General features: G+C 49.0%; 8 protein-coding genes and 5 pseudogenes. 9 read left to right on the top strand and 4 right to left on the bottom strand.

Annotation, left to right across the window (positions count from 1 at the left end):
* A partial coding sequence (locus BFF42_RS07000) for an IS1 family transposase (protein WP_096257578.1) occupies window positions 1-66 on the bottom strand: 66 nt, incomplete at its 3' end.
* Between the two features lie 61 nt (window positions 67-127).
* On the opposite strand from BFF42_RS07000, the pseudogene BFF42_RS06995 reads away from it, so the two are divergent.
* From BFF42_RS06995 to BFF42_RS28225, 4 genes and pseudogenes are all read left to right on the top strand, one after another.
* Window positions 128-469 (top strand): annotated as a pseudogene (locus BFF42_RS06995) (RHS repeat-associated core domain-containing protein); the annotation flags it as partial.
* The gene (locus BFF42_RS06990; protein WP_032293407.1) at window positions 450-686 is read left to right on the top strand and encodes a YbbD-related protein; all 237 of its coding nucleotides are present in this window, start codon (window positions 450-452) and stop codon (window positions 684-686) included. The pseudogene BFF42_RS06995 and the gene BFF42_RS06990, both read left to right, overlap by 20 nt.
* Window positions 604-900: a hypothetical protein gene (locus BFF42_RS28540; RefSeq protein ID WP_472926156.1), complete on the top strand. Its 297-nt coding sequence runs from the start codon at window positions 604-606 to the stop codon at window positions 898-900. The genes BFF42_RS06990 and BFF42_RS28540 overlap by 83 nt, the downstream gene beginning before the upstream one ends.
* A 407-nt stretch (window positions 901-1,307) precedes the next feature.
* A pseudogene (locus BFF42_RS28225) lies at window positions 1,308-1,403 on the top strand (hypothetical protein); the annotation flags it as partial.
* 58 nt (window positions 1,404-1,461) lie between these two features.
* Here the strand turns inward: BFF42_RS28225 and BFF42_RS06985 are convergent.
* The 3 genes and pseudogenes from BFF42_RS06985 to allS form a co-directional block, all read right to left on the bottom strand.
* Window positions 1,462-1,827, bottom strand: a pseudogene (locus BFF42_RS06985) (helix-turn-helix domain-containing protein); the annotation flags it as partial.
* 115 nt (window positions 1,828-1,942) lie between these two features.
* Window positions 1,943-3,037, bottom strand: coding sequence for a tRNA 2-selenouridine(34) synthase MnmH (gene mnmH, locus BFF42_RS06980; protein ID WP_001157963.1), 1,095 nt, complete (start codon window positions 3,035-3,037; stop codon window positions 1,943-1,945).
* Window positions 3,038-3,105: 68 nt separating this feature from the next.
* Window positions 3,106-4,050 (bottom strand): HTH-type transcriptional activator AllS, encoded by a 945-nt coding sequence (gene allS, locus BFF42_RS06975; RefSeq protein WP_039060036.1) that lies wholly within the window; start codon window positions 4,048-4,050, stop codon window positions 3,106-3,108.
* Between the two features lie 229 nt (window positions 4,051-4,279).
* Here allS and allA point away from each other — a divergent pair, with 229 nt between their 5' ends.
* The 5 genes and pseudogenes from allA to BFF42_RS06950 form a co-directional block, all read left to right on the top strand.
* On the top strand, window positions 4,280-4,762 hold the full coding sequence (gene allA, locus BFF42_RS06970; protein ID WP_000776388.1) for an ureidoglycolate lyase: 483 nt from the start codon (window positions 4,280-4,282) through the stop codon (window positions 4,760-4,762).
* 77 nt (window positions 4,763-4,839) lie between these two features.
* Window positions 4,840-5,655, top strand: coding sequence for an HTH-type transcriptional repressor AllR (gene allR, locus BFF42_RS06965; RefSeq protein WP_000141280.1), 816 nt, complete (start codon window positions 4,840-4,842; stop codon window positions 5,653-5,655).
* An 89-nt stretch (window positions 5,656-5,744) separates the two neighbouring features.
* Window positions 5,745-7,525, top strand: a pseudogene (gene gcl / locus BFF42_RS06960) (glyoxylate carboligase).
* A gap of 12 nt (window positions 7,526-7,537) precedes the next feature.
* Window positions 7,538-7,642, top strand: a pseudogene (locus BFF42_RS06955) (hydroxypyruvate isomerase); the annotation flags it as partial.
* A 55-nt stretch (window positions 7,643-7,697) separates the two neighbouring features.
* Window positions 7,698-7,897, top strand: a 200-nt coding sequence (locus BFF42_RS06950) for an IS1 family transposase (protein WP_001638972.1), incomplete at its 3' end; no start/stop codon positions are given.

The raw sequence follows: 7,897 nt of genomic DNA, 5'->3' as shown, positions 1-7,897 counted from the left end.
TTTGCCGTTACGCACCACCCCGTCAGTAGCTGAACAGGAGGGACAGCTGATAGAAACAGAAGCCACTGGAGCACCTCAAAAACACCATCATACACTAAATCAGTAAGTTGGCAGCATCACCATACTTATGAAGAGATTAAATTTAGGTGGGACTGATCAATTTTTCCATTGTATGGCATTTTGTCGAGTGTCTAAATTAAATGACGCTGGTGTTAGCCGATCGGCGAAAGGGCTGGGTTATGAAAAAGAGATTAGAGATTACGGGTTAAATCTGTTCGGTATGTACGGCAGAAAAGTAAAGCTATCCCATTCTGAAATGATTGAAGATAATAAAAAAGACTTGGCTGTAAATGACCATGGGTTGACATGTCCATCAACAACAGATTGCTCAGATAGATGTAGTGATTATATTAATCCAGAGCATAAAAAAACGATAAAGGCTTTACAAGATGCTGGCTATCTCAAGTAATCTATCAAAGATGATAATATTTATTTTTGCTATTATAATCATTGTTGTTTTATGCGTAATTACTTATCTTTATTTATACAAAGATGAATCTCTTGTAAGTAAACATTACATAAACTATATGGCAATACCAGAAAATGATGGAGTTTTTACATGGCTCCCAGATTTTTTTTTCGCACGTAGCGGTGGATATATCAATATACACAAATGTAGAAGATGATTATTTTTTTTCTTATTTTTCCCTAACAAATGATGATGGGGGTAGGTTTAAGAAAACATTGACAGTGAGGGCCAGGGAACAAGTGGCGAAAATCGTATCAAAGAATGATCCAGATACAAAAAAAGTGTGGTGTAAATATGGTAAGATACCAGGGCAAGGGGATGGTGTAAACCTTTTTTTGTTGGTGAAATTAATGTTACGCATTATTTTATAACAAATATTGGAGCTGGATTGCCTGATGCTTGTGCAGAGTAATTGCTTGAATTAAGAGTCTATCCCATATCGAAGTCGTCAACTTCGTAGTGAGGAAAAGTAAAATTCCTGACTGAGAAAAGACATGTCGGCTATTGTGTAAAGCCATATAGCTCAGACGATGAATATCTACTCGTATTCAGTTGTTTATTGAGGGTGAGTTCCGACCCTGAAACAACAAATAAAATGAACAGTCAGAGAGTTTACATAGAATTGCACTGGTCTTTTACGATATCTGACATTGTGTAATACATATTCAGCCATGCATTAATTAAAATGTTACGTGTTTAATGTGAGTCCCTATCTGAAAATAAATAATCCTTCCGGATTAAAATAAATTCTTGCCGGGAAAGAAAGAGGAAATAAACCATTAGCGGAAAACCAGCGGCACGCCAGGGTGACATGCCCCAGTACGGCGGCCCGATAGTCCAGGGTTCAGCGGGGGTACTGATAGTCGCGCCGACTGCATCGAGAACTCCATACAACTTTTTACGGAACGTCACCTGATAAAATTTGTTCAGTATCGTCTTTTGAGATTCTCAAGGTTATGGAGTAACCAGACAGAACGGACACCACTGTCGGAGATAAAACCCCCCTGTTTACGCAGCTCGTTGCTGGCCCGGTGCTGACCATGTGTCGGGAAAGCGACGGCGTAATCAACAACAGCCTGTTCAGTTGCCTCATCGGTACGGTTCTTAAGGTTAGGAGCGCGGCGACTACGATTAATCTGCGCATCCACACCGCCTTCAGCGACCAGTTCGCGGTAACGATAAAACGTATCACGCGAAACGCCCATGATTTTACAGGCTTTTGATACGTTGCTGAGTTCTTCAGCCAGATTGAGCAAACCGGCTTTGTGTTTGATGACGGGATTGGCAGTATGAAGCATGAGAGTTACCTCTTGTTTTGGATAAGGATTCGACACTCATATCAAAACCGGTAACTCTCAACCTTTCAAGGCCATGTGTCAGATCAAGTCGCGACTAATACAAATACGTCCCTCATTACCGCGCCTTAACCCATTCCGCCACTTCCGCCCACTCACCGCGAAAGACAACTTTTTCCGCTTTTTTCTCAAGCTGATAGCGATACATTGGGTCGTAATATTCTTTAAGTAACGGCACCAGCCAGGCCAGATGACCGTCGGTGCTGCCGGTGGTGAGTTGCGTTGTCAGCGCCGTATCCAGCTGGGCAGCGAGTTCGTTATAGCGCTGTAACCCCAGCCGACGCTTAATAGCCGAAAGTCCGTGATGCAGGTATTCGCAATATTCCTGCCAGCCCTGTTCGTCGCCGTACGCGTGGGTAAAATCATGATGCATACGCAAGAAATACTCTTCGTTCAGGCGTTCAAGACGGATCTCAAACGGATCTTCTACCACCGCAATCGCCGCCTGAGTCATTCGCTCGCGCAGACATTCCGGCAGGTGATTCGAACCGATCATCCGGCTTTCATCTTCCAGCACCCACAGGCGCAAATCCTGACGGGCGTCGGTTTTTAGCATTTCGGCAGCCAGCAGATTTTCAAAACTCGCCTGGCTAAGTTGTGGTTGTAACGTGCGACCAAACGCCGAACCGCGATGACGCGCCAGCCCTTCCAGATCGACACCGTTCGGCTGTTGCTGCACTAACAGCGTTTTACCGCTGCCGGTACAACCGCCAATCAGCACTATCGGTTTTTGTGCCAGTTCAATAGTCGCCTGAATCGCGGTCTGGCGCAGTGCCTTATAACCGCCTTCCACCAGCGGATAATCAATCCCCGCTGCATGCAACCAGCTTTGCACAATATGTGAGCGTTGACCGCCACGGGCACAGCAGAGAATACCTTGCGGATTTTGCAGGCACGCTGCCCGCCAGGCGTCTATGCGCTGCTGACGAATTTCACCCGCCACCAGTTTATGCCCCAGCGCCAGCGCCGCGTCTGACCCTTGCTGTTTATAGCAGGTGCCAACGGCGGCGCGTTCATCGTTATTCATTAACGGCAGATTGATAGCGGCGGGCATTGCGCCTTGCTCAAACTCGATAGGGGCGCGAACATCAATAATGGGCGTATCAGCAATCAGCAGGGCACGATAGTCCTGTTCCGTGTGTCTCTCTTGCATAGTTAAAAGTGAACCTCAAATCAGCTTGCGCGCTATTTTACGCGCCAACGCGCAAGGAAACTTGATTTTTAACTGCGTGGGTTGCCGAAAATTTCTAAAAATCCGCTGATTTCCGGCCTGCGCTGGGTAAACAAGGTCACAATATCTTCTACCGCTTTGCCGCTGCCAAATTTGCGCCATGCCAGACTCAATGGCGAAGGAGGGCGCATCGTTGGGATTACCCGGCTGACCAGTTGTTGATTATCGATCATTGACTGGCAAAGCGATTTTGGCAAAAAACCAATGCCAACGCCCGCCAGATGGGCGGCGATTTTCGTTTCCATATCAGGAACAATAATCTCTTTTTGCCCTGGCAATCGCCAGGCGACGCGTTTGGTTAAGGTGCGGGCGCTGTCTTCAATATTGACCGCCGGAAAGCGACGCAACTGCGCTTCTGTTAGCGGCTCTTCAACGTTCGCCAGCGGATGATCCGCCGCCATGACAAATCGCCATTGCACCGATCCTAAGGGATCAAGACTAAAGGTATTTGCCAGCGCCTCAGTTCCCGTGACGCCGATAGCCAGCGAAAAACCTTCGTACAATAGCGAGTCCCAGACGCCCATATAGATTTGTCGGGAGATGTGAAACTGGGTAAAGGGGTAACGTTCATTCAGCCACGCTAGCAACTGGGCGACGGCCTGGGGGTTATAGAGCAGGTTGTTGATGACAATATTCACCTGGCGTTCCACGCCATCATTCACCTGTTGCAGCTCGCTGGGCATACTTTCCAGCCAGCTCAGCCAGCTCAGCCAGCTCAGCCAGTCTCTGGCCTGGGAAAGTAGATGCTCGCCAGCCGCTGTCAACGTTACGCTACGAGTCGTACGGAAAAACAGCGCTACTCCGGTATTCTCTTCCAGAAGTTTAATGCGATAACTGATCGTCGCCGTGGTTTTACATAATCGTTCTGCCGCTTTTGAAAAACTTCCTGTTTCAGCAACCGCAATGAAAGTCCGCAAGGTTTCTGGATCGAACATCTTCAGGTATCCCCTTTTAAATCCGCAAGTTGCGTGATTTTCTTATCCTCTGATTTATCAGTATTTTTACATGATAACCCTGTTCAATTTGTGGACTAAATCTGGTTTTGGAAAAATATTCCAACTTTTGTATTGATGTTGTTCTCTTAAGGTTTTAGATTGCCTGTTATTGAAACCAAGCTGACCGGTCGGCGGTGGTTGAACGGAATTATGTTACAAGGACAAAAAGATGAAACTTCAGGTATTACCGTTAAGTCAGGAAGCCTTTAGTGCTTATGGCGACGTAATCGAAACTCAGCAACGGGATTTTTTCCATATTAACAATGGCCTGGTGGAGCGTTACCACGATTTGGCGCTGGTTGAGATTCTTGAGCAAGACCGTACGCTTATTAGCATTAACCGCGCGCAACCGGCGAATCTGCCGCTGACCATTCACGAACTCGAACGTCATCCGCTGGGCACTCAGGCCTTTATCCCGATGAAAGGTGAAGTGTTTGTGGTGGTCGTGGCGTTAGGCGACGACAAACCAGACCTGTCAACGCTGCGGGCGTTTATCACCAACGGCGAACAGGGAGTGAATTACCATCGTAACGTCTGGCATCACCCACTTTTCGCCTGGCAGCGCGTCACCGATTTTCTGACCATCGATCGCGGCGGCAGTGACAACTGTGATGTTGAAAGTATTCCTGAACAGGAACTCTGTTTTGCGTGACGCCTGCAACCGACTTGCATAAGATAAACTAATTGTTCATTGTTTATGCTCACTTGTAGGTCGGAGTTAACGTAGGTATGACGGAAGTTAGACGGCGCGGCAGGCCAGGACAGGCGGAGCCTGTGGCACAGAAGGGCGCACAGGCGTTAGAGCGGGGAATTGCGATTCTGCAATATCTGGAAAAAAGTGGGGGAAGTTCGTCGGTTAGCGATATTTCTCTCAATCTGGATTTGCCGCTCTCCACGACCTTTCGCTTGCTGAAGGTTTTACAAGCAGCGGATTTTGTCTATCAGGAAAGTCAATTAGGCTGGTGGCATATAGGATTAGGTGTCTTTAACGTCGGTGCGGCGTACATCCATAACCGCGATGTCCTCTCCGTCGCCGGGCCGTTTATGCGCCGCCTGATGTTACTTTCCGGCGAAACGGTCAATGTCGCGATCCGTAACGGCAATGAAGCAGTATTAATTGGTCAGTTAGAGTGTAAATCAATGGTCAGGATGTGTGCGCCACTGGGCAGTCGTCTGCCGCTGCATGCTTCCGGTGCGGGCAAAGCGCTGCTTTATCCGCTGGCGGAAGAGGAGTTGATGAGCATCATTCTGCAAACCGGTTTGCAGCAGTTTACGCCAACTACGCTTGTGGATATGCCCACCTTGCTGAAGGACCTGGAACAAGCGCGTGAACTGGGCTATACCGTAGATAAAGAAGAGCATGTTGTAGGTCTGAATTGCATAGCTTCAGCAATTTACGATGATGTCGGTAGCGTTGTTGCCGCTATCTCCATCTCCGGGCCTTCATCAAGACTGACAGAAGATCGTTTTGTCAGTCAGGGTGAGCTGGTCAGAGACACCGCCCGCGATATCAGCACGGCGTTGGGACTGAAAGCACATCCATAATGTCTGTCGCATCCCGCTCTGCGGAGCGGGTTTTTTTGACAAAATTTGAAAGTTGGAAAAATTTTCCAATAAATAGGGGTGGGAATAAAATGGCAAAAATGAGAGCCGTTGACGCGGCAATGTATGTGCTGGAGAAAGAAGGTATCACCACCGCCTTCGGTGTTCCGGGAGCTGCAATCAATCCGTTCTACTCAGCGATGCGTAAGCACGGCGGTATTCGTCACATTCTGGCGCGTCATGTGGAAGGTGCTTCGCACATGGCGGAAGGTTATACCCGCGCAACGGCAGGGAATATCGGCGTATGTCTGGGGACTTCCGGTCCTGCGGGCACGGACATGATCACCGCGCTCTATTCCGCTTCTGCTGATTCCATTCCTATTCTGTGCATTACCGGCCAGGCACCGCGCGCCCGTCTGCATAAAGAAGATTTTCAGGCCGTAGATATTGAAGCAATTGCTAAACCGGTCAGCAAAATGGCTGTTACAGTTCGTGAAGCGGCGCTGGTGCCTCGCGTGCTGCAACAGGCATTTCACCTGATGCGTTCTGGTCGTCCGGGTCCGGTACTGGTGGATTTACCGTTCGACGTTCAGGTTGCGGAAATCGAGTTTGATCCTGACATGTACGAACCGCTGCCGGTCTACAAACCTGCTGCCAGCCGTATGCAGATCGAAAAAGCTGTAGAAATGTTAATCCAGGCCGAACGTCCGGTGATTGTTGCCGGGGGCGGGGTAATCAATGCTGACGCAGCTGCACTGTTACAACAGTTTGCTGAACTGACCAGCGTTCCGGTGATCCCAACGCTGATGGGCTGGGGCTGTATCCCGGACGATCATGAACTGATGGCCGGGATGGTCGGCCTGCAAACCGCGCATCGTTACGGTAACGCAACGTTGCTGGCGTCCGACATGGTGTTTGGTATCGGTAACCGTTTTGCTAACCGTCATACCGGTTCGGTAGAGAAATACACCGAAGGGCGCAAAATCGTTCATATCGATATTGAGCCGACGCAAATTGGTCGCGTGCTGTGTCCGGATCTCGGCATTGTCTCTGATGCTAAAGCGGCGCTGACACTGCTGGTTGAAGTGGCGCAGGAGATGCAAAAGCGGGTCGTCTGCCGTGTCGTAAAGAATGGGTCGCCGACTGCCAGCAGCGCAAACGCACTTTGCTGCGCAAAACCCACTTCGACAACGTGCCGGTGAAACCGCAGCGCGTGTATGAAGAGATGAACAAAGCCTTTGGTCGCGATGTTTGTTATGTCACCACCATCGGTCTGTCACAAATCGCTGCGGCACAAATGCTGCATGTCTTTAAAGACCGCCACTGGATCAACTGTGGTCAGGCTGGTCCGTTAGGCTGGACGATTCCGGCTGCGCTAGGGGTTTGTGCCGCTGATCCGAAACGCAATGTGGTGGCGATTTCTGGCGACTTTGACTTCCAGTTCCTGATTGAAGAGTTAGCCGTTGGCGCGCAGTTCAACATTCCGTACATCCATGTGCTGGTGAATAACGCCTATCTCGGCCTGATTCGTCAGTCACAACGCGCCTTTGACATGGACTACTGCGTGCAACTCGCTTTCGAGAATATCAACTCCAGCGAAGTGAACGGTTACGGCGTCGACCACGTAAAAGTAGCGGAAGGTTTAGGTTGTAAAGCGATTCGCGTCTTCAAACCGGAAGATATTGCGCCAGCCTTTGAACAGGCGAAAGCCTTAATGGCGCAATATCGGGTACCGGTAGTCGTGGAAGTTATTCTCGAGCGTGTGACCAATATTTCGATGGGCAGCGAACTGGATAACGTCATGGAATTTGAAGATATCGCCGATAACGCAGTGGACGCACCGACTGAAACCTGCTTCATGCACTATGAATAAGGGAGGTAAATTATGTTACGTTTCTCTGCTAATTTATCGATGTTATTTGGTGAATATGATTTTCTCGCCCGTTTTGAGAAAGCTGCGCAGTGTGGTTTTCGCGGCGTTGAATTTATGGGTAATGCTGCCAACTTACTGATTTAGTGTATGATGGTGATTTTAAGGTGCTTGCGTGGCTTCCATTTCCATCAGATGTCCTTCCTGCTCCGCTACTGAAGGCGTGGTGCGTAACGGCAAAAGCACTGCCGGACATCAGCGCTATCTCTGCTCTCATTGCCGTAAAACATGGCAACTACAGTTCACTTACACCGCCTCTCAGCCCGGTACGCACCAGAAAATCATTGATATGGCCATGAATGGCGTCGGATGTCG

This window comes from Shigella sp. FC1661 (genome assembly GCF_001712525.1).
In the GTDB taxonomy this organism is placed as follows: Bacteria; Pseudomonadota; Gammaproteobacteria; order Enterobacterales; family Enterobacteriaceae; genus Escherichia; species Escherichia coli.
This window is presented reverse-complemented; position numbering and strand designations above follow the sequence as displayed.

Coding starts and splice junctions, on each gene's coding strand:
- BFF42_RS06990 (WP_032293407.1), top strand. CDS start 450: ATGCTGGCTATCTCAAGTAATCTATCAAAGATGATAATATTTATTTTT.
- BFF42_RS28540 (WP_472926156.1), top strand. CDS start 604: ATGATGGAGTTTTTACATGGCTCCCAGATTTTTTTTTCGCACGTAGCG.
- mnmH (WP_001157963.1), bottom strand. CDS start 3,037: ATGCAAGAGAGACACACGGAACAGGACTATCGTGCCCTGCTGATTGCT.
- allS (WP_039060036.1), bottom strand. CDS start 4,050: ATGTTCGATCCAGAAACCTTGCGGACTTTCATTGCGGTTGCTGAAACA.
- allA (WP_000776388.1), top strand. CDS start 4,280: ATGAAACTTCAGGTATTACCGTTAAGTCAGGAAGCCTTTAGTGCTTAT.
- allR (WP_000141280.1), top strand. CDS start 4,840: ATGACGGAAGTTAGACGGCGCGGCAGGCCAGGACAGGCGGAGCCTGTG.